Raw genomic sequence first — 23,190 nt, 5'->3', positions numbered from 1 at the left:
TAGGATTTTCATAGATCACAGATCACAACATCACTAAATCACAAAACACGATCATTGTTGTGAATTGCCTTAATGTTGGTATTTTCATAGGATCATCGCAGATGAGGGGTGATCGGGTGATAGGTGATGGGTTGTGGAGTAATTTAGTGATCCGTGATAGGTGATGGGGTGAGCGAGTTCTGAATCGCATTTATGTTAGGATTTTCATAAATCACAGATCACAACATCACTAAATCACAAAACACAGATCATTGTTGTGAATTGCCTTAATGTTGGTATTTTCATAGGATCATCGCAGATGAGGGGTGATTTGGTGATAGGTGATGGGTTGTGGAGTAATTTAGTGATCGGTGATAAGTGATGGGGTGAGCGAGTTCTGAATCGCATTTATGTTAGGATTTTCATAAATCACAGATCACAACATCACTAAATCACAATACACAGATCATTGTTGTGAATTGCCTTAATGTTGGTATTTTCATAGGATCATCGCAGATGAGGGGTGATTTGGTGATAGGTGATGGGGTGTGGAGTAATTTAGTGATCGGTGATAAGTGATGGGGTGAGCGAGTTCTGAATCGCATTTATGTTAGGATTTTCATAGATCACAGATCGCAACATCACTAAATCATATATCACAACATCACTAAATCACAGATCACTTCATCACTAAATCCCAGATAATAGTTGTGAATTGCTTTCAAATTGGTATCTTCATATGATAATCACAGCAGTGAGGGTTTCGCCACGCTTCCAGAAGTAGTTGTGAATTGCTTTCAAATTGGTATCTTCATATGATAATCACAGCGTTGACTGAGAAGTTAAACCCACCATCTGTGTTGTGAATTGCTTTCAAATTGGTATCTTCATATGATAATCACAGCTAATTTGTCCCTTACTGTAATCAAATACCAGTTGTGAATTGCTTTCAAATTGGTATCTTCATATGATAATCACAGCCCCCGCTACAATGTGGTGCCTCAGACAGGTGTTGTGAATTGCTTTCAAATTGGTATCTTCATATGATAATCACAGCCTTTTGGTGCGATTATAAAATCATCAAACCGTTGTGAATTGCTTTCAAATTGGTATCTTCATATGATAATCACAGCACTTTGTAGGTGAGGAAGATGTCTTTGATGGTTGTGAATTGCTTTCAAATTGGTATCTTCATATGATAATCACAGCTAAATGGAAAGCCCCCCAAACGAACAATAGTTGTGAATTGCTTTCAAATTGGTATCTTCATATGATAATCACAGCTAAAATCCATGTCTAATTGGTTTTGGTGGAGTTGTGAATTGCTTTCAAATTGGTATCTTCATATGATAATCACAGCAACTTCCGTGATCTCCTGGGTTTGCTCATAGTTGTGAATTGCTTTCAAATTGGTATCTTCATATGATAATCACAGCGAGTGGACAGAAGCCGACCAGTCTTTCCTAGTTGTGAATTGCTTTCAAATTGGTATCTTCATATGATAATCACAGCTTGGGGGATTTGGTAGCATCTTTGTTCTGAGTTGTGAATTGCTTTCAAATTGGTATCTTCATATGATAATCACAGCCTATGCCTGTGTCGTCTGCCAGTGCTTGTAGTTGTGAATTGCTTTCAAATTGGTATCTTCATATGATAATCACAGCAGCATCATGGGTAAGGCTGGGAGTTACCTAGTTGTGAATTGCTTTCAAATTGGTATCTTCATATGATAATCACAGCTTGCCATTGAAGTTTCTCCACTGCACGGAGGTTGTGAATTGCTTTCAAATTGGTATCTTCATATGATAATCACAGCCAGTGCTATGGCTTGGTAATACTCCTCATAGTTGTGAATTGCTTTCAAATTGGTATCTTCATATGATAATCACAGCTAAAGTGGGTAAATTGTGCCACGGTTAATTGTTGTGAATTGCTTTCAAATTGGTATCTTCATATGATAATCACAGCATTCTGCAATAAAACAACTTCCATGTCAGGGTTGTGAATTGCTTTCAAATTGGTATCTTCATATGATAATCACAGCTCTATACTCCGGGTCCTTTGGCTACATTCAGTTGTGAATTGCTTTCAAATTGGTATCTTCATATGATAATCACAGCATACCCCACGATAAATGGCTGGTATGCTGTCTTTTATATGGATATTTAGAATTAAAAAATCAACAGGTTTATACCAACCAAAACCAAAAGTATTACAGCTTTTAACAACCTGTAAGATTTCTTCAAAACAACTCCAACTGTTGAGGTGGAGCCTCCTTTTCCTGTTGCTTGGCAGCATAAAAAACTTCCATCATCCCAAACTGCTTGTCGGTAATGGACATGATACCTACTTTGCCCCTTGGAGGAAGGTTTTTTTTCGTTCGTTTGGTATGCACTTCTGCATTCTCCCGACTTGCGCAAAAGCGCATGTAAATGGAAAACTGAAACATGGAAAACCCATCGTCCAGAAGTTGCTTTCTGAATTTGGTGGCTACTTTCCTGTCCTTTCGCGTCTCCGTGGGTAGGTCAAAAAACACTAAGACCCACAAACTTCGGTACTGATTAAGGCGTGAATAAAATTTTTCATCCATATTCCGGATAAATGATTTTTCGACTGGTCCCGGCAAAGCAATCAAACAAAGAAGAGGTAGTACGGGAAGCAGCCACCATCAAGGGACTTTTTTGTCCATCAATCATAACATCCAAGGCTGGAATGTTAAGTAATTCGTTTTTTAATTCGGTAGTCAATACGTCATATTCATCATAAGTTTCCACTATATGGGAAACCACCAAATCCACAAAGGGGCGGTACGGTTCCATGATATCGTCAGCCAGACAATAGGCATTGTATTTGTTCCGGTGCCATATACCAAGTCCGGGTAACATACCGGAGGACACCAATGCCCTCGCAATAACTGCTCTAAGAATGGCATAGCCATAATTCAATAAGTTATTGGGAGGAATACCCACCTGACCCCTATTAAAATCAGAGATATCAAATAGTTTTTGCCAGTAAATGGCAGCTGCCTGGGCCTCATAATTCCCCGAATCTCCAGAGGTAACATTTTTATACAGGTATTCCATACGTTTGGATTCCTTTCTTTTCTCCTTCAGTAAATTATATTGATTTTTAATTTTAGCTGTAATTGTCTGCTGCCAAAGATTTTTTTTTAGAGGTAAGGAAGCTCCTAGTTGATACCTGACTCGTTCTGTTTGTTCTGAATGTCCCTGAAGTGGTAATAGCAATCCTTCGGGTAGATGCTGAGCATTGCAGGACACCACTCCAACCTTCCGATCGGTAAGTTTCGCCAAAAGACCATTGGTAATCGTTATTTGTTGGTTTTCCAGCACAACCATTCCGATATCTTCTATGGGTACCATCCGGTCAACTTTATCTGACTCCGGGAAGCTTATTTTCAGTTGTTCATTTTGGGTACTGAGGTAAGCCGGATTTCCAAAAAAGAGTGTGCGTTTTATCATCTATTCTTTGTTTTGGTTAGAAAAAAATTTACTGACAGCCATTAAAAATATTCAAGTTATGATCTCATCCTAAATCCTTATTTATCAACCATTCCTTATCATCTCCATTAAATTCGAAACATGGTTCCAACTGTCAAAAAAAATCAGATAGTAATCCCTACCGAATAAAGATAATTTATCAGAGTACTCATAGGTATTACTGCTAGACCATTTCCAATCCGAAGGTTCTACAAAGCCATACTTTAAAGGGTTGAGATGTATATAGATGAATATTTCCTGCCACTGTCGCTCAGTTTGAATTGGCGTTCTTTTGAACTTATTCACAAAAAGACTACCTCGTCTTTCAATTCGTTTGTTAAAAGCCTTGGAGTATGAATTGAAAATATCACTAAAGGCTTTGGTAACAGGGTTCTTGGAGGCATGGCCAATTTTGTTTTGAAAATGACCTTTCAGACCTAGCAGGTCTTCACGAATACCAACCAGAAAATGAAAATGATTCGGCATAAGGCAGTATGCATAGGTATTTACTACCTCTCTAAGATATCTGGCATATTGATTAAAAAAAATCCAGTAGTTTTCCCCCTCCCGAAAATTATTTTTGGTTCCATTGGCATGGTAGTAGATATGGTATGATTGGCCGATTTCCATTTTTAATATTCTCCAACTTGAATAATTTTTCCTAAATGATTTAAACGTACTTTAATAATTCCCTGAAAATGTTTAAGGCTCTTTAACTGTTTAAATGCTTTATCTTTGAGCTCCTTTGAATCATTGAGAGTTGTCTCTAAGTGATGGCGGAATACATAATCCCTTACTGCAGAATTTCCATAAACTACTTTTGAAAACTTTTGTACCCTAAACAGATTCGGACTGACCAAATGATAGGTTTTTTCATCAAAGAGATCGACATCCGAAGGTGAAAAATCTATCGAAGGAAATACAAAAAATTCATTCTGCTTTAATGTGTACAAAAACTTCCAACCTTCAGGATGATTCTTATTCACAATCGGGAAACCTTGATTTTTCCGTACAACAGCTTCAAAAAATGACGTAACCTCTTCCTGGAGATTTCCATCTTGATCTTCATAAAAGGCTACATGATGATTATTTCCGTTACTCACAAAGTCTACTGGAATATCTTTCCCCTCCTTATCTAAAATAAGATGACCTAAATGATCTTTCTTGCTGTGAAGTGACTCCACATTACTAACACCAGAAATTTTCACCCTTTTTATGGGGATCCCTTTTTCTTTATTAAGCCAAATGGGGTTTTCATCAATATTTGAAAATGCCAATTTTGAATTACCATCAAATTCCTTCAAACGATTTTCTAAAATTCTTTTTATTTTCGAATCAATTATTTTTTCCACCTTTAGATCTGGCCCGATAACTTTCCTTATGGTATAATTATTATTCAAGGTTACCGTTTTAATCTTATCTGGAAGCTTAATATTTTTTTCTAAATTCAAATAAATTGGTGTTTTATTTAGAGAATTTTTTCCTGTGAATGCCTTTTTGGAATCATTATTATTTTCAGCCAGTCTTTTTAACAGGGCATCTCTCTCCTTTTTCTTAGCAACAGTTCTTATTTTCTGTTCGTCAAAACCTCCTCCGACTTTTTCAACTTTGGTGGCATAGAAATTCGACATTCCATATACGGTCTCTTTATGAAGTTGTCCTCTTGGAGTAGAAACAATTTGTTCATTGAATCCCTTCCGTTTTTTGGTTTTATTTTTATTAATCGTAACCACTTTATTCTTGGCTTTATAGGAAACCAAAATCCTGGAAAGATGCTTTTTAGCTTCAAATCTTATATTTTCAATTGGAGAAATGAAACGAATTTTGCCATTTTCTCTCCTTAAGTATTTATGTTCAATAGCATAGATTTCGGAACCTTTTTTATCTTCTTTAGCTCTAGCATTGAGGTTATTCAGATATTGAATATACACCGGCTTGGTTAGGGCTACTGTTAGTGCATCCATGGCATGATGACGATGGTCATTTCGCTTGCTCCAATCTTTGATTTTCTTCAATCTTTCGCCATTCTTTCCTTCAATGGTATAGGTCAATCCAAGTTTATCGTACTTTTCCCAGTTTAACTCTTTTAAAATATCAACAAGGCCCCAATCCTCCCTAAGCTTATCAGTAATTATTCCAGTAGTGACCGTAACTTTCCTGGCAACATCGAATAAAATTTCTTTGGCTTTTTTACTGATATACCTTGTTTCCTGGAGTTGTCTAGCAATGAAATCTTCCGGGATTTTATCATTAGCCATCAATAGTTTTTGGATTTTGGCTTTGCTTATTTTTCCATTAAATCCATTCACCCTTTCCTGGTATTGCTCAAATTCCTTAGGTGAAATTGTATCCTGCAAAAAACTAAAAGCTGTGACATTAGCTTTATCAATATTTAGCTGTCTTTCACAAATGGTTTTGTTCGAGAATGAATCATCAAAAAGCCTGGCTTTCGGAATTATATGTTCAATATCATATTCTTTGGAAAAAAGTTTACTCGCCTCAATAACCTTTCCTGTATAGATAGAAATTCCACCCGTCTCCAACCACAATTTATATCGAATCAAATCATTTTTGGTAACTCTTGGCAAACCAAACTCTTTCTTTAATATATTACGAAATTTATCATGATCTCTAGTAGCTGAAGCAATACGTGAGGTCATTGTCTTTCGTTGTTCTGCATTCGCTTTTAATTCGCGAGCCATTTCTATTCTGATTTCATCTGGCCGACCTAGACTAGGATCTTCCATTATAGCATTGACCACATTAACCATTTGATTTAGAATTTTTTCCACAACCGGGTTCCGAAGAGAATTCTTTTTAAGTAATTCAAGTCCAGATTTTAATTTCCTATTATCGTTATCCTCTTTTGTCAATGAAGAGGAATGGTTATAACCTGCATAGGTACACGCTTTATCAAAAATTAAACCCGATTGAAGATGGGGTAAAATTTTCTTAATTGCTTTGCTACTTAAAGAGGCATGTTCATCTTGCAAGCTAATTCCTAATAGAAACTTGGTGTGCTCTTCTTTGAATCCAAATTTTTTGATCAGACATTTTTTTAGCTTTTCGTCATTTTCAGAGCTATACAATAAATGCCATAATTGAATATATGGTTGCTTTTCATATTCGCTTCCTTCTATTTCATGATTTAACCGAAGTAGTTGGGTGTCTATTCCAACTCTCAAGAAAGCCTCAGAGAATTGATCGAGTACATCATCTGCTTTCATTTCTGCAAAATCAATTGACTCTCCATCCTCTAACTCTATTATCTTAGCAAATGCTTCAAAAGTAGCGTGATTGGTTCGATTCCCCTCAAGCTTTTGAAAGTTAAGTTCCCACTCCTTCGGTTTCAAGTTCATCAACTTTAAAGCTTCCGCAACGGACATTTCCCTCTTAAACTCCAGTTCCTCAAATAATAAAATTTTATTTTCAAGGGCTATGTCAAGTTTTTCATTCGGGTTATCTTTTTTGATTAAAACAAGGTTATTCAAATTTTGCCAAATTCTAAATTCCTGAAAAACAGGATGTGACTTAGGAACAACTTTATGATTTTCCTCAAATTCACAATAACTAATTAAATGTTTTTGAGACTTTAACCTCCTTTGGTAAAAAATTGAAATATCTCTGATGGTTTTCTTCAGATCATCCGTAAGCTGGGAATGAAACCGTGACTGAAAACCCCATATTTTTTCAAATTCATCAAGATAATCCTGACGGTAAAATACTTGCCCTTTTAACCTTGTATGTGGATTATTTTGAATTTGTTGATAAAGAAATTGGCCAATAGTCAGATTTTTAAAATACAATTCTTTGCTTCTATCGCTTATAGCACCTAAATACCCGCTGGAATTGCTCATTTGAGCATTAATTTGGGCAAGAACTAACGCTACCTCAGGAAGGTCAATTTGAGAAGTAACCGCTGTTGATCGCAATTGGTATACTTTTAATTTTCTTTCAACTCTTTTACCAGGGCTCTCAACCAATTCAATCCCATTCTTATTGAAAAATTGTTTAGTTGGGGTAGCAGGTTTTCCCATCCATTGTTCAATAAAGGATGCATTTAAAATATCCGGGTAGAACCTCCCCTGACTTTCCACTATTATTTTAAATTCTTTCTGTAAGTCTGAGAGGTAAAAGTCTGGAATGTTATTTCTTCCTCCTTTTAAAGCTTTATAAACCCATTGCCCTGGAGTTAATTCATTTTCATAAAGCTCTTTAGCAATGCCCATACTGTCTATGGAGCTACCTTCATCTTCCTCTCCTTTTGCTTTTCGGTTGCTTTTGTATCCCCGTTTCTTATTGATTTGTAAAAGCACTTTTAAAAATTCATCTAACTCAATTCTTTCTTGTACTGCTTTTGCCCGAAGTTTCAAGGTAGAAAACGTGCAAGATGGACCATCCTCGGCATGCAAAAAGTTTAAAGATACCAATCCCTCTTTTTTAAAAACCTCAAGCAATGCATTTCTTCTTTGCTTAAATCGCTGAAGGTTTCTTCTTGCGCCTCTTTTTTGAGTTCTTCCTGCATTTGGACTTATTGATTGGCCAGCTTTGAAATCACTTTCTGGATTTTTTGATTCTGAAACTTTTCCTGTTGCTCTATCTCTTTTTTCAAAATTATCATAAGAAATAATCCTAACACCCATATCACTAATATGACTCCCAGTAATCTCTTTGTCCGGCTCCTGGATAAATGCCCATCCAATAGAGGTAGTCCCTAAATCCAATCCTAAAATTTTTTTCATGTTTTTTAAAAACTTAACTTTTAACAGTTATATTGCATTACCAAATTGAAGCAATTCACAATAAGGATTATTCCGTTGTGAAAACATTTATAAGGGCCCCAGTAGATTTTTCTGCTGGGGTCGTTATTTTAGTTTTTAGTTCACCGTTGAAAGTACTTTATTTTTCTAATGATTAAAAATTTAGTATTAAATTTTACATAAAATATTAGTTGTAAATTTATTAATAGGCTAATCCCTTATTTTATTGGTACATATTCTTCCAATTTCAAGATTATAAACTGTAGCTTTTGTCTGGGCCTGGCTTAAAATACCATTAAAGCTTCCACCCTCATCTACAAGCCTTTACCCCTCATGGCCATTCCGTCGGGCATTTTTTTTATCGTTTCTAAAATTCGTACATTAACTGTGTAATTCCTGACTTCTAAACCCAATATACCATGCTTCGAATAGCTTCCTTCTTTTTTAGCTTGGCCATCCTGTTATGTGCGGACCTACAGACCCTGGCTCAATCCGATCCATTGGACCAAGCCATTTCGCAGCACCGAAAAGGTAAACTCATCATCAAGGCCAAGCCAGGGGATAAAGTCATTGTAAAGCAGCTTTCCCATGAATTCTGGTTTGGAGCAGCCATTGCCAATGGCCTGGGTTCCGGGAACATGTCCCCTGAAGACCTCAGCCAATACAAGACCTATTTCTTGAAAAACTTTAACAGTGCTGTTACAGAAAATGCGCTGAAATGGGCCAGTATGGAAAGAGAAAAAGGAAAAGTCAACCACCAAACCGTGGAAGGAATTCTGCAGTGGACGGATGATAACCATATTCCTCTCCGGGGACATAATTTATTCTGGGGCATAGAAAAATTTGTACAGCCCTGGATAATGGAATTGAGCGATACCGAATTGGAGGCCACGATTCGGGACCGAGCCATTTCTATTGCCAAACGCTATAAAGGCCGTTTTGTAGAATACGACCTAAACAACGAAATGATCCATGGCAATTATTATGCAGATCGTTTGGGTCCGGACATAACCGCTAAAATGGCCAAATGGGTATTGGAAGGTGATCCTGATGCAAAACTTTATCTCAATGATTATGATATCCTAACCGGAAATCGACTGGCAGACTATCTTGCCCAAATCAGAGAATTGCTGGCACAAGATGTGCCTATTGCTGGTATTGGCGTGCAGGGTCATTTGCACGCCAGCACCTTTGATAGAAAGGAACTGAAACGCAGCCTGGACTCGCTGGCCCAGTTTGGTCTTCCCATTCGTATCACCGAATTCAACATGCCGGGCCAACGTTCAAAATTTCTCAAAGACACTCAATTGAAAATGAGCCAGGAAGAGGAACAACAAAATACCATAGAATTGGTGGATTACTATAGCATCTGTTTTGCCCATCCAGCTGTGGAAGGAATATTGATGTGGGGATTTTGGGAAGGAGCCAATTGGATACCGGCCTCCTCCCTGTACACCCGCGACTGGCAACCCAAACCTGCTGCTAATGCTTACCAAAAGTTAATTTATAGCACATGGTGGACGGAATTAGAAGGAATTGTTGATAGTGAAGGCCAATTTTCTACAGCTGCATTTTATGGGAACTACCAGATAATCGTTGATGGGAAAACAATAGCTATTTCACATAGCAAAGCAAATGGAGAAACCACAGTTGATTTCTCCAAGCCCTAATTCATTTAAGGATAGTCATTCCCTATCAAACTCTCCAAGACGGATTGTTGCCAATTTTTGAGCGTGTTTTCCAGGTCTCCGGCAATTTCTGGTTGATCGGATAGTATGTTATTTTCCTCTGCAGGATCTAAATTAATATCAAACAATTCCTTTCTTGTTTCCCCATTTTTCCCATCGTGAATAACCAATTTATATTGGTTGCCCAGCAATGCCCTGGCACCGGAAAAATCCTGTTCCTGGATGTCTGGATGATGAAAGTTTTTGAAATTTCTGGTGGGAATACCATTCGCCAATTTCACCAGTGGCGTTGTTCCTTTTTGCAATTCGGGATCTATATAATCCACCAAACCTTCACCGTTATTTCTTGGCCTTCCATTCCAAAAAGCTATGGGTTCTGGTCTGCTGTCCATATTTCCTTCCAACATAGGCAAAAGACTAATGCCATCAATTGGTCGATTGGGCAGTGGTTGACCTGTGATTTCGCAAAGAGTAGGAAACACATCACTGGAAACGCCATGCATCTCCGTTATAAAAGAGGTTTTGATCTTATCCGGCCATTCTAAAACGGAAGGAACCCGAACGCCACCTTCATATACCAAAGCTTTCTGCCCTCTGAAGGGAACAGTAGCATTTCCTTCTTGAGGCGTACCGTTGTCACCAAAATACCATAACAAGGTATTGTCCCGAACGCCTTCCTCTTCAAGATAGTCTCTCAATTGACCAATGGACCTGTCCATGGCCGTGATTTCAGCAAACCTTTCTCTCAACACATCTCTTTGTAGGCGTTGTACCTGCTTACCTGTCTCATTGGAAGTCAACCTTACCATGCGGTTGCCAAAATCTTCAGGCAAACTATCATATAAGGCCAGGTCTTCTGGTTTTGCACTGTAAGGCTCATGGGGGGAACCATACCAAATAACGATGAAAAATGGCTGGTCTTTTTCCTTTGATCTTTCAATGAAATCAATGGCCTCAGCAATCAATATTTCAGAGCTTTCTCCCTTAAAGATCACGGGTTCAGCACCATTTCTGGAAAGATGCGGATTCATTTCAAAAAAATTGTCGTGAGACAAGTACTCATCAAATCCGAAATTTCGTGGATTTGTGGGGGAAGCTTCTTTAACTGGACCTAGGTGCCATTTGCCTAAATGGGAGGTAACATAACCCGCATCTTTCATGATCTCAGCGATACTAATTTCCTCAGGTCTAATGGAAAAACCAGGTGTAAAGGTACCGTATCTATTGGGATGCCTTCCGGTGATAATACTCCCTCGGGTAGGAGAACAAACTGGAGAAGCTGAATAAAAGCGGTCCATGCGTACTCCATTCTCTGCCATTTCATCTAAAACAGGCGTATGAAGAAATGGATGACCATTGTAGCCTGTTTCATCCCAGCCATGGTCGTCTCCTAAGAGAAGGACGACATTGGGAAGAGATTCTTCTACCAACCTTATATTCTTTGGGTTACATGATACCAAAAACCCAAAAGTAAGCATCATTATACCGTAACTTTTAACACTGAAATTCTTTAGTTTATCCATAGTTACACTTGATTTTATTGTACTTCCTTTTCCGGCAAATCATTGTTTCTGATGGCCACTAACTTCTTTTCGACCTCCCCCTTGAGTTGGGCAACAATATCCTGGTAAGCAGGGAAATCGGCGAGATTATTGTATTGTTTGGGATCATGTTCCATATCGAATAACTCAATGCCATCGCTTCCATCTTCATTGTAAAGTGTAAAGGCCCATTTGTCATTTCTCAAAAGAAAGGCATGCTTTCCTCTCCATCTATTGACTGAAAAAGCCATGTCTCTGGTTTTTATGGTTGGGTCCTCCAAAGTAGGTACAAAACTAATCCCTTGAATGGCATCTTCTACCTTCACTCCTGCCAATTCGGCAATTGTTGGATACAGGTCAATTAATTCCACAAAACTATCAGAAACCTGGGCTTTCTTACCCGGTATTTTCACGATCAAAGGAACCCTCACGGACTCTTCTTTTAAACTCACTTTCATCCAAAAATCATGTTCACCCAAATGGAATCCATGATCGGAAGTGAAGATTACGATGGTATTGTCTTCAAGCCCTTCTTCCTTTAAAGTCTCCAAAATCTTGCCCACCTGGGCATCCATATAGCTGACAGAAGCATAATAAGCCGCTATGGCTTTTTTCTGCTGTTCTTCCGTCATTTTTGCATTGAGCGTGGTGACATAATTAATACCACGGGCAGGAATATCATCCCAATCACCTTTTACTTTTGGTGGAAGGACGACTTGCTCATAAGGAAACCTGTCGAAATAAGGTTTTGGAGCAACAAATGGCACATGAGGTCTAACCAAGCCAACGGCCAAGAAGAATGGCTTGTCTTTGTGGGCTCGAATCATGGCAGAAGCTTTTTCTGCTGTTTTACCATCGGAATGTACCAAATCATCCCCGTCTGCCTTCACGATAGTCATCACATTCCCTCCTTTTCTTGGTAATAAACCAAAGGGATTGTTTTGCACCAATTCCGCTTCCCCATCTGCTGTCCATTCCGGGCCCTGACTGTTATACCTTTCGTTCCAGGAATCTTCATCATCAGTACCATTGGAACCTTTCTCGATGTCTATAGGAACTCCCATATGGAAAATCTTACTTACCCTTGCAGTAAACCATCCATTCTCCTTGAACAACTGAGGCCACATCTTCTTATCAGGCCCAATATTCTCCCTCCCACTGATATAGCCAAAGGTGCCGGTAGCATGGGGATAATACCCTGACATCATCGACGCCCTGGACGGACCACAAACTGGATACTGACAATAAGCGCGAGTAAATCTGGTCCCTTCATTGGCCAATTGGTCAATATTAGGCGTATAACCAGCTGCATTTTCATAAGATGAAACTGCTGTGGTCGTAAGGTCATCAGAAATAATAAAAAGAATATTGGGTTTCTTTGATTGCTGAGCGAAAGTTGACATTGGAACCAAAACACCAATAAAACAGCTGCCAACTACTAGGATAAGTTTATTTAGGGTATTCATAATTTCAATTTATTTTTTTAGTGGGCCATCAAGAGGTTGGCTTTTTCCCGTTCTAAGTCACTTTTTATCTCTTCTTCAGTTAATTTAAAAGGTTCCTCCAACTTTTTAACCAGATCCGGTCTCTTTTCGGCCAGGTCATTGGATTCTGAAATGTCTTCACTTAGGTTGAACAACTTCCAGGGTTCTTGGTTAGTCTCTCTAAAAATTTTATAATCCCCCCAGATCAAAGCCTCTTGTCCCTTGTATTTAAAAAACATTGAGGCATGGGGAGAATGAGTCGTCTCACCTTTAAAAACAGGTAAGGGGTTTTTTCCATCATAATACCTGTCTTGTGGCAACTCAGCCTCTGCGAGGTCTGCAGCCGCAAGCAACAGGTCCAAAGACCATAGCCGGGTGTTGATGGTAGAATTGGCTTTGACTTTTCCTGGCCATCTAACCAATGCAGGTACTCGGATTCCACCTTCCCATAGGGTCACTCCTGCTCCATTCAAAGGTGCGTTGGATTGTATGTCTAAGTAAGGGTAAAAAGCACCATTATCCGAATAGAAAAACACAAAGGTATTGTCCGCTATTCCAAGTTCTTCCAGTGAATTCATCACTCTACCTACGGCCATGTCTATGGCAGTGACAATGGCATTGAATCTTTTTTTAGGGTCTTTCTCATCGGGTTTTAGGCCATAAGGTTTAAAAGCATAATCAGGCGCTTTCCATATGTTCTCTTCCCCGGGTTCAATATTTCTATCTCCAGGATGATGCGGCGCATCAAATGGAAGGTAAACCATCCATGGTTTCTTTTCGTCCGTTTTCTCATTAATAAAATCAATGGCAGCATTGGCAAATAGATCCGTACTGTATTCACCATGTCTGTTGATGGAGGTAGTGTTGTGGTAAAGGTCATGTCTTCCCGCATATACATGAGAAAAATGATCTACATTTCCGGACGCAATTCCCAAAAATTCATCAAAACCTCTTTCAGTTGGCCTTGAGCCTGGAGCAAAGCCAATGTTCCATTTCCCAAAGGCCCCAGTTGCATAACCATGAGGACTGCTTTTTAATACTCTTGGAATAATGATTTCTGTTTGAGGAAGCCCTATTCCATAATTTCCAGCCAAACCACCAAGTTGGTAATCCAATTTGTTTCTTTGAGGTATTCTTCCAGTAAGCAAACTAGCTCTAGAGGCTGTACATGTAGGAGAACCGGTATAGAAATCAGTCAAAATAGCCCCTTGCTTGGCCAATTTATTCAAGTTAGGTGTCAATATTGGTGACGCCTCATTCATGAAACTAAAATCCCCATAGCCTACATTGTCAACGGTAATGATCAAAATATTAGGAGGTGCCTGGGTGTTGTTTTTTTGCCTTCCAAAGGAGGGAATAACAATGAGGTTAGCACAAATAATAAGGAGCGCAATTCCTTTGAAGGATTTCAAGAATTTTGTCATGGGATTGTTCGATGATTAAAATAAGGCTTGGTCTTGATGATACAATTAGAATGAGTGATGAAAACAAAACTGGTCTGATCTCAAATTGGTTGAAACCTCAATATTTCATTAAAGATTCTAGCTGATTGATTATAACTTTCTGTCGTACTGATAGCTTCTATCATTTCGATATTAATCAAATTTCATTTATTCCACAAGCCTATTTTATTTAAGGCCATTGATTGATTCCATGGCAGGGAATAATGTGTATCCATATTGTAAATGACCAACCCAGTTATTATCAATAGCCAAACTTTTAACAGTTTGCTTTACTCAGTATTTTTTTAAAACCCCCTTTATCCAACAAAAAATTCTTCATGCATTTCCTTTCCAAAAACATCTCTATGTTTGAAACTGATTTTTGGTTCACCTGATTCCCTGTCTACGTGAATAGACAAAAAGCCTCCTATCAAATTAAGGTATTGGTGCTCTGGGCGAACGTCTCCTTTATCCCAACCCTGCACATGGTAATCACTCACCGGGCCTGATCCGAACTCCATCAGTCCCGTTTCAGCATCTTTAGAAACGTATTGCCAGTGCCTGTCTCCATTTACTACAAACATGTTTTTCTGGCTGGAAAGATAACCTCTCAACCAATCTCCTTCATTGCTAAAGTTACTGTTGGAATGGTTGTCTTTCTTTTTCTCTCTATCCGGACCGACTATAGGGGTAGCCGTAAAAAGAAGTTTGAAGGTGGCATCTGATTGATCCACAGATTTGGTAAACCAATCTATTTGCTCCTTGCCCCAAATACTTTTTTCACTGCCATCCTCCATGTCATTTGGTGACCTGTATTCTCTGCCTTCCACCATCCAAAATTGCAGGTCTTTTCCCCATCGAACTGTTCTATAGGGTTTATCTTCGATTGGAACATTTTCATACCAAAGCTTAACACCATCCTGAAAAGTTAAATCTCCATAGGGTCCTTTCCCGAGATAGGCATCGTCCTTCAACACATCGTGATCGTCCTTGATCATGTAAATAGGGACTTTCTTGAAAAAATCTCTCAAGGATGGCCAGCCGTTCATCGCATGCCATTTATGACGTGCCTTTTCAAAGTTTTTCGCCAAAGGTCCTGGTTTGTCATAATAGATATAATCACCTGTATGTACAAAAAAGTCAGGATTAAGCTTGGCCATACTGTCATAAGTATGAAAACCCCTTTTTTTGTCATCAAAACTCCAGAAATACTGACAGGTAGAAGTGGTTAATAGCACTGGAACTTTGTCATTCTTCCCTGGGGCAGTGGAAAAAGTACCATTCTCATATTTTACTTCACTTGATGCTGAATTTTTTGCTTCCAATTCAATTTGATAAGCATGACCAGGTTTGAGGCCCTTAATCGGGATTTGAGCTATAAAATCATTCTCTGCGGTGGCATTCTTCCAGTCAGAAGTGAAAACAATACGCCCTCTTTTATCTTTCACTATTGCCCTTACCATTCCCTCAGCTCCAGCGACAGCCCCATCCATTTTATTTACCTCCTGATTTTCATCAAAATCAATAGGATGCCTGAACACTTTTTCAATTCGTTCATGCCTAACAGGGTTTGGTTCTGCCTGAGCGCAAAGTCTTGTCCAAAGCATCGATGTCTTGGTATCCACTTCAGCAATCTTAAATCCATTGGTAAAATAGGGCCCTTCGGAATCCATTTTAATGGTAAAAGAATTGGCTTTTAAGGAAATCTTGGGAACTATTGAAAAAGACACCAGCCCTGCAATGACCTTTTTAAAAAACTTTCTCCTGTTATTTAAGTTCATCTTATTTTTTATTTGATTAATGGGTTTGGATGTCCTTAGACTGCATACTACAAATCCAATGGCACAACCTGAACTAAATTTAGCTTAAATTCTTAAAAAGGAAAATAGCCCCCGAAGTAAATCGGTAGGCTATTTAATTTTTTAATTTTTAATAACCAGGGTTTTGTTTGAACTCTGCAGGATTACTCGCTCTATCTATCTGGGTCTGAGGTATGGGTCTTACCAGGTGCATTTCCTTAATGTTGGGACTTGCATCCAGGTTGTATTCTTTAACCCTTTCCAATAAGGTACCAGTTCTTTTTAAATCGTACCAGCGATGCTTCTCTCCTACCAATTCTCTGGCCCTTTCTTCCAAAATAAAATCCAGGTCAATATCAGCTGCATCCACCTGCATCTGGGCTTCCTTTCCAGGGATTGCAGCACGTGACCTCAATACATTCATATAAGTAGCTGCTGCATTCGCATCTCCTTGGCGCCAAGCCGCCTCACTGGCGATCAAGTACATTTCAGCAAGCCTCACAACTGGAAAATCCCGACGTCCTGCTGTTTCATTCGTACTCGGACGTAAGGGGTCCAGAAATTTTAACAAGGATGGATAATTTCTGCGCTGATTGGTGCCAATTTCCTGATAAGCATTTACATCACCGATCCAATTCCCTTTGTAATCAATAATCCAGTAAGGAGCAGCTTGTTTCACTTCATCTGCAACAGGTTCCATTACAATATGTATCGCTGTATCACCAGGATTTACCTGATGTCCATTTATCTCACCGGGAATGTTTGCATACCAAACGGTTTTAAAAGAACCATTCCAACGTGCATCTACATCCCTATCATAAAGGCTAAACAAATAATTTGTCGGTAAAAACCGCTGAAAAGGCCGGCCATTTTCTGTATCTCTCACCATTGCGGGGTTGAAAGTATAGTCAAATATAAAATACAAGTGACCTGAATTCCCTGGGCCATTTAAGATAGGGTCATCGGTAAACTGTACTGTCCAAATAAATTCCTTATTGGTGTCATTGTTGATGTCCCAAAGGTCAGCATAGGGTGTAATCAACTCAAAATCATAGTTATTAATTACATTAGCGGCCAGATCTTCTGCCGCTTCCCAATTGCCCAATGTCAATTGGACCCTGGCAAGTATTGCCTCTGCAGCCCCTTTAAATGCCCGCCCAGCATCTGGTGAACTTGTAGGTAAATTGGCTACTGCAAATTCAAGGTCAGGGAGAATCCCATTATTATAAATAGTAGTCGCTGGTGTTTTGTTTACTTCTGTCTCCACTCCTTTGGTTTCATCAAGTGAAAAGTGAACATCGCCCCACTGCTGCACCAAATGAAAATAATAGAGTGCACGAAGAAATCTTGCTTCAGCCTCAACTTCTTTTCTACGGGTTTCCGAAATACCGATAACATCAGGGATTTTACTGACCACAGTATTGCATTGGTTTACGCCTACGTACAAAGCATTCCATATATTGGTTACCGTAGAATTGGTCCCAAGAAAGTTAGAAGAATAATTGTTAATATCAGGATTATTGGCAATTCCACCAAAACCATTGGTAAAGATATCGGTTCCTGTTACGGTCAGGAAAAAGCCATTTTGTTGGCCGTAAAAATCCCTGAGCGTGGTATAAGATGCCTTGAGGCCATCCTCAATTCCTCTTTCAGTCACATAATAGCCATCAGACGTGGCCAAACTCACAGGGTCTTCCGTTAAAATTTCGCTACATGCACTTAATAAAAGGCCCAGTACGAAACAAATAATTATATTATAGCATTTCATGTTTTCGACAGGTTAAAATTTCAAATTAATTCCAAAAATATAAGAAGCCGTAGTAAGAGGGCTTCCTCCACCTACACTTCCATTGGAAGTTTCCGGATCCACTGTAGAATATGGAGAGAAGATAAATGCATTGTTAACAGTAGAGTAGATTCTGGCAGAGGTTAAACCTAACTTCTGAATCAGGCCTGCGTTAATATTATAACCCAAAGCTATGTTTCTGATTTTCACATAGGATCCATCAAAATAGCGTACCGCATCTGAATACAAAGGAGCCTCTCCTGCATTGGGTTTTGGAATTGAGTTGGAAGGATTGTCTTCCGTCCAGTAATCCATGGTGATGGCATTGTACCTGCCTTGCCAATTGTTTCCTCCAAGGTTATGGTAACCACTGTTGAGCATTTGCCCCATACGCGCATGAACCAATACCGATAAGTCAAAACCTTTAAAGCTAATTCTATTGGTCAATCCTCCTGACCAACTTGGGACGGTTGATCCCAAAACTTTTCTGTCATCCGAATTGATATTTCCATCAGGCTGCTTGTTAAGTTCGCCATCAGCTCCTCTACCATTCACATCATTGATACGGATATCACCTGGCTGCTGCCCCTTGTCTGCTGCAAGGTCAGCCTCATTTGTTTGCCAAATCCCACCTTGTTCAAAGCTGTAGAAAACATTTATGGGTTCACCTATAAACCAGCTGTTACCCACATCATCGCTTTCTCCATCAAACAGCTCTGTGATTTGCTCTTTATTGGAAAATACATTCATGTTAACATCCCACTTTAAACCTGCTGGTCGGTTGATAATATTGGCATTTACAGACAGCTCCCAACCAGAATTTCTAGTACTGCCTATGTTTTGAAGTACAGAATTGTAACCTGAAGTTATGGGCAATAACCTGTTCAGCAGTAAATTGCTGGTATTGGTAATATAGTATTCTAAGCTACCGTTGATTCGGTCCTGGAAAAGGCCATAATCAACCCCCAAATTGAGGGTTTTAGAAATCTCCCACTTTAAATCGGGGTTGGGAATAAGGTTATTTGCATAACCAAAAGCAGCAGTAGATCCAAACAGATAAGTTGTCCTTTCCAATCCTCCTAGTGTCTGGTAAGCAGAAATGGCGGTATTGCCCACTTCACCATATCCCCCTCTAACCTTTAAAAAGGAAATTTTAGAGTCCTGCATTACTTCTTCCTCAGACAAAATGTATCCAGCTGAAAAGGCTGGGAAAAATGCCCATTTATTGCCTTCTGCTAATCTTGAGGAACCATCTGCCCTACCCGTAAGTGTAAAAAGAAATTTATCATCGAATCGATAATTGGCCCTTCCCATATAGGAGGTAAGTCCCCATTCACCTAAAGAACTACCTATACCTGTGATAGTAGAAGAGCTACCTAAGTCATAAAACAATGACTTTTCAATAGGTATGTCCTGCCCCGAAAGGGAGGAAGTTTCAAACCTACTAGATTGCACTGAAAACAGCCCCACAAGGTTAAGGGCATGTTTCCCAAAGATTTTATCATAAGAAAGGATGTTTTCCTGCGTATAGGCAAAATCCATTTGGTTGTTGATGGACCCTTGGTTAATATTTCCATCCAACATCCCACCATATGTGCCTCTTCTTGATAAGTTAAAGTCAGGTCCATAATTTACCCTGAGTTTCAAATTTTCATTGAATTGGTATTCGGCATAAAGATTGGCAAAAATTCTGTGTCCTCTTGTCTCATCAATGTACTGATAAGGTTGATAGTTTAGCAAAGGGTTGGCAAGCAAGCCTTCACGTGGATTGGGAAAGGCCAGAAAATTACCATCACTGTCATTAGGCCCCACCAAAGGTGAGTAACCGATAGCATTGGAAAATGGGGCGCTTGCCATTTGATTTCTTTCACTTAAACTAACAGTAGCACTTACTCCCAATTTAAGTTTGTCAGTAAGCTTAGACTCAAGGTTTACCCGAATAGCTGTTCTTTCAAAATCAGTTCCAGGGATGTATCCGTCTTCTTTAAAAAAAGAACCAGAAACATAATAATTGATCTTATCGGTTCCTCCACTGACAGAAACCTGGTGGTCTTGCTGGCTACCAGTCTGCAATGCCAAATCGAGCCAATTTGTAAATCTACCGGCTTGAAGGTTTTCTATTTCCAGAGGCGCAAGAAAATTACTGTCGAAGGAGGAGTCCTCTCCATCGTGCCCTCTGGAAATCCTGGAATAAGCAGCAAAAGCATTTCCATCCATAAGGTTAAGGTTTTCAATAGGCTGCTTCACCCCATAATAGCCATCATAGCTAATTACCGCTTTACCTGTTTTACCCCTTTTGGTTGTAATTAAAACAACACCATTGGCCCCTCTGGAACCATAAATGGCTACCGAACTGGCATCTTTTAAAACCTCCATTGATTCTATATCATTGGGGTTAAAATCATTGATGTTTGCATTGGTAGGGATTCCATCAATGACATAAAGTGGCTCATTGCTGGCGTTGATGGAACGGTTTCCACGGATCCTGATTTGAACAGGCGATCCGGGAGAGCCATTTGCTCTAACGATATCAACACCTGCTAATCTGCCCTGTGACTGCTCCAGGAAATTGCCTGCTGGGGTTTCCTTAAGGTCTTTGCTTGTAACAGAAGATATGGCTCCTGTCAGGTCACTTTTACGCTGGGTACCATAGCCCACAACAACAACCTCTTCCAGAGAAGAGGTGTCTTCCTGCAAAGTAATATTTAAAACGGTTTGGTTGCCTACTGTAACTTCAGCAGACTGAAAGCCAATGAAGGAGACCCTAATGACTTGTTCTGGAATAGCATCAATATTGAATTTCCCATCAATATCCGTCACCGTACCGATAGTGGTCCCCACAACAATAACTGTGGCGCCGGGGATGGGTAAATTATTCTGATCTACAACGATTCCATTAATTGGAACAGGAAGCGAATTTTCGAAATTGATGGTCTCAATTTCAAAAGGAGGATTGACAGCAGCTTTTACTGTATGTGCATTTACCTGCATTTGATTGCTTAGTGCCAACACAGAAAATACCAGCAGCCAAACCAGCTGATAGTTAGTAAACTTTTTTCTCATGGGTTTATTGATTAAGGTTATTGTATTTACGCTTTGGTTGCTATAAACTAAATAATGTGCATTTTCTGAAAAGGAAAATACTGTAGACCTGAATGTGAGATTTCACTTCAGGATGCAATATTTAGTTGGACATCCAAATTTTTTAGCTCTACAATATATAAAAATTAGGATAATTGTTTTTTCTATAAGAATACAAACGGTAAAAAAAATTGTTAAACCCGGATTGGAAGGTATCGGAAAAAATATGAGGTAATGATGCTAACCTAAGAGATTTTGGCGGTATTGTTGCAGAAAAAAAGCAACAATACCGCCAAAACCATTTATAAAATATTTCTCAAATTCATGGATTAAAGCCCATGGCTATTGATTCTATATATGTTCCTAAAAAGAGTTAGATGGAATTATGCAATACTATTTCCTGACATTTCTTGGCCTATCCTCAATTTTTAAATGGAAAAAAACAATCCCCACCTAGAAACTTGTAATTGGCCCCTCGTGAATCTGGGTCAAATATTTAAGGATTAAAAGGGAGAAATCATCCGATTTAAGCTCATTTAAACCGGATGATTGCATTTATGGGAGGATTTTCTATGGGGTTAATTCACTCTTCTTAATCGTTTTTTCAAAAATTGAATGCCCCTCTTCACTTACTAGTCGGAACACTACAGCCGGATCTTTTTTGGATGGTAGATAAGTAAACTCACCAAATGCAAATTTCCCGTCGATTCCATACAATTGGGTATCCCAAGATGGATCTTTTGCAGGAGGTCCTACTCTTGCTCCCAAACTTGCAGCTTCAAATTCAAAAAATCCAAAATTAGATTTCCTTGGGATAGTAAATCCACGAGCACCATGTCTGTCTCCTGAAATTAAAAGCACTCCACTGATTTTATTTTCTTCTATAAACCTAAAAATCTCTTCTCTACCTTCCGGATCATTTACACCCCAAGAGTCTTTTCCATTGGACACATAATCACTCCACATTGAGCCACAGGAAAGAATAATAAATGGTCCTTTACAATCCAGTAATTGATCCTTCAGCCAATCCATTTGACTTCTGCCTAAAAAGGATCCTTTTTCCCCAGTTCTGTAGAACCTGTTGTCCGTCATGATTATATCAAAGGGACCTATTCTGTCTCTTGTAAAAATCCCTTCTTTGGTGGGTCCCTCTCCGTAGGAAGCATTGACCCAGGAATGCTGGAAAACGTCCCTTACTCCTTCACGGTCTAATTCTGTAAAACCTTGAGGTATACCAGCCTTATCATTGCCAAAATAATCATGGTCATCCCAATTCGCATAAACTGGCGTTTTTGAGGCAAAGTTTTTCCATGCTGGCAAAAAGTCCCTCAACAAATAATCCGCTCTGTGTAGCCCTAAATGATCATCCCGATCCTGAACTGCAATGTCGCCCAATAATAGCATGGCTTGATTTCCCCTGTCCTGAATTTGTTCTAATAAGGTATGGTTTCCCAAACCCCAACGATGAGGACATGACCCGAATGCTATTTTCACTTCTTCATTCTGGTTGTCTTCTGCCAATGTCATAATGGATTGATCAACGGTTGGCGAAATGGTTATGCCGTTTACAATGATTTTGTAAGCATAATTTGTAGAAGGTTCCAAATCATCGATTTTTACAACTGCTGATAACTCTGTTTTTTCTTCGGTAAATACCGGGCCATAGATTAAATTTCCATCTTCCTTTTGTATCCACACTTCTACTTTTGCCGGTTCTAAAGTCCTTACCCAAACCGAAGCTCCATTGGATTTAACTTGGCCAAGCATTGGCCCGGCAAGAATTCCACGTTCCTCTTGAATAACCAGGTCTTTAAATGAGGGAGATTTCATTAAATCAGCATAGGAAGCATTTTTATTGGCCGATAAAATTTGAAAAGCTGATTCGTAAAGTTTTTTTTCAATTTCTGGAGTGGTGCCCCAATATTTCAAAATCTCCCGGCTATCTGTACTCTTGTTCATTGGGTGACCTTGTTCACCAAAATCCTGAGCACTGATCTGGAAAGTCAACCCAAACAGGAAAACCACCAAACAATAATTGAATGTTTTTGGCGGGTAATTTACATCCCGATATTGATTGGATAAATAATATTTTACGTTCATACCTTGATCTAATATTTAATAATTTTTTTATTC

The 23,190-nt window shown here is 39.1% G+C and carries 12 protein-coding genes and 1 CRISPR repeat array; of the genes, 1 reads left to right on the top strand and 11 read right to left on the bottom strand.

Translation table 11 applies throughout. From position 1 onward, the window contains the following. Nucleotides 1–686 precede the first annotated feature (686 nt). Nucleotides 687–2,099: direct repeats of the CRISPR family, unit length 46 nt; unit sequence GTTGTGAATTGCTTTCAAATTGGTATCTTCATATGATAATCACAGC. Between the two features lie 122 nt (nt 2,100–2,221). The 4 genes from cas2 to cas9 form a co-directional block, all read right to left on the bottom strand. After that, nucleotides 2,222–2,569 carry a CRISPR-associated endonuclease Cas2 gene (cas2, locus tag AC0L7T_RS12590; RefSeq protein ID WP_473342995.1) on the bottom strand — a complete coding sequence of 116 codons (348 nt, stop codon included), beginning with the start codon at nt 2,567–2,569 and terminating at the stop codon, nt 2,222–2,224. Next, the gene (gene cas1, locus AC0L7T_RS12585; protein WP_473342994.1) at nt 2,562–3,458 is read right to left on the bottom strand and encodes a type II CRISPR-associated endonuclease Cas1; all 897 of its coding nucleotides are present in this window, start codon (nt 3,456–3,458) and stop codon (nt 2,562–2,564) included. Before cas1 ends, cas2 begins: the two co-directional genes overlap by 8 nt. An 84-nt stretch (nt 3,459–3,542) precedes the next feature. After that, a complete protein-coding gene (locus tag AC0L7T_RS12580; RefSeq protein WP_473342992.1) occupies nt 3,543–4,106 on the bottom strand; it encodes a transposase in 564 nt (187 codons plus the stop codon). A 2-nt stretch (nt 4,107–4,108) separates the two neighbouring features. Then, on the bottom strand, nt 4,109–8,218 hold the full coding sequence (gene cas9, locus AC0L7T_RS12575; RefSeq protein WP_473342991.1) for a type II CRISPR RNA-guided endonuclease Cas9: 4,110 nt from the start codon (nt 8,216–8,218) through the stop codon (nt 4,109–4,111). A gap of 437 nt (nt 8,219–8,655) precedes the next feature. On the opposite strand from cas9, the gene AC0L7T_RS12570 reads away from it, so the two are divergent. Continuing rightward, nucleotides 8,656–9,906 carry an endo-1,4-beta-xylanase gene (locus tag AC0L7T_RS12570; protein ID WP_473342990.1) on the top strand — a complete coding sequence of 417 codons (1,251 nt, stop codon included), beginning with the start codon at nt 8,656–8,658 and terminating at the stop codon, nt 9,904–9,906. Between the two features lie 5 nt (nt 9,907–9,911). On the opposite strand, the gene AC0L7T_RS12565 is transcribed toward AC0L7T_RS12570, so the two are convergent. The 7 genes from AC0L7T_RS12565 to AC0L7T_RS12535 all read right to left on the bottom strand — a co-directional run bounded on the left by AC0L7T_RS12565 (nt 9,912) and on the right by AC0L7T_RS12535 (nt 23,157). Next, a complete protein-coding gene (locus AC0L7T_RS12565; RefSeq protein ID WP_473342989.1) occupies nt 9,912–11,447 on the bottom strand; it encodes a sulfatase family protein in 1,536 nt (511 codons plus the stop codon). A 14-nt stretch (nt 11,448–11,461) separates the two neighbouring features. Next, nucleotides 11,462–12,931 carry a sulfatase gene (locus AC0L7T_RS12560; RefSeq protein WP_473342988.1) on the bottom strand — a complete coding sequence of 490 codons (1,470 nt, stop codon included), beginning with the start codon at nt 12,929–12,931 and terminating at the stop codon, nt 11,462–11,464. A 17-nt stretch (nt 12,932–12,948) separates the two neighbouring features. After that, nucleotides 12,949–14,373, bottom strand: a complete 1,425-nt coding sequence (locus AC0L7T_RS12555) for a sulfatase-like hydrolase/transferase (RefSeq protein WP_473342987.1) — start codon at nt 14,371–14,373, stop codon at nt 12,949–12,951. Between the two features lie 335 nt (nt 14,374–14,708). Further along, on the bottom strand, nt 14,709–16,172 hold the full coding sequence (locus tag AC0L7T_RS12550; protein WP_473342986.1) for an alkaline phosphatase D family protein: 1,464 nt from the start codon (nt 16,170–16,172) through the stop codon (nt 14,709–14,711). A gap of 148 nt (nt 16,173–16,320) precedes the next feature. Beyond that, nucleotides 16,321–17,958 (bottom strand): RagB/SusD family nutrient uptake outer membrane protein, encoded by a 1,638-nt coding sequence (locus AC0L7T_RS12545; protein WP_473342985.1) that lies wholly within the window; start codon nt 17,956–17,958, stop codon nt 16,321–16,323. Nucleotides 17,959–17,970: 12 nt separating this feature from the next. Next, complete coding sequence (locus AC0L7T_RS12540) at nt 17,971–21,039, bottom strand: SusC/RagA family TonB-linked outer membrane protein (protein WP_473342984.1); 3,069 nt, start codon at nt 21,037–21,039, stop codon at nt 17,971–17,973. A 588-nt stretch (nt 21,040–21,627) separates the two neighbouring features. Beyond that, nucleotides 21,628–23,157 (bottom strand): alkaline phosphatase D family protein, encoded by a 1,530-nt coding sequence (locus AC0L7T_RS12535; protein ID WP_473342983.1) that lies wholly within the window; start codon nt 23,155–23,157, stop codon nt 21,628–21,630. Nucleotides 23,158–23,190: the final 33 nt, after the last annotated feature.

This window comes from Cyclobacterium sp. 10D3-21, from assembly GCF_055809755.1.
Note: the sequence above shows the minus strand (reverse complement) of the source record. Positions and strands in the feature narration are given on the sequence as shown.